Origin of the sequence: Marinomonas gallaica (genome assembly GCF_001639745.1) — a bacterium.
GTDB lineage: Bacteria > Pseudomonadota > Gammaproteobacteria > Pseudomonadales > Marinomonadaceae > Marinomonas > Marinomonas gallaica.
Map to the genome: position 1 here is coordinate 1 of NZ_LTAX01000082.1, position 267 is coordinate 267.

Annotated in this window: 1 protein-coding gene; it reads right to left on the bottom strand. The window is 34.1% G+C overall.

The window, feature by feature from the left end; translation table 11 throughout:
* Positions 1-267 (bottom strand): hypothetical protein (locus tag AYW76_RS19460; RefSeq protein WP_231872660.1); only part of this gene is annotated, 267 nt, incomplete at both ends.

A 267-nucleotide genomic window follows, 5' to 3' on the forward strand; every position in this document is an offset into this window, starting at 1 on the left:
ACTACCATTACTACGAAACGTCAAATAATGGACAGGGTCTAGCAACATCAAATCATATTGATCGAGGGTAATAGTACTCGCTAAATGTTCAGCATTAGAAACTTTCAGCTTGATTTCATAGTTAGGTAATCGCTCAGCTAAATCATCTATAATAGACTGAAACAAAAAAGCTGTAGAAACATCAGAGTTGTAGGATAGAACAACAAGATTTAGTTTTTTTGGTTCACCATAAGCTAACAAAGGTAAAACAATACAAAGGAAGCAAAG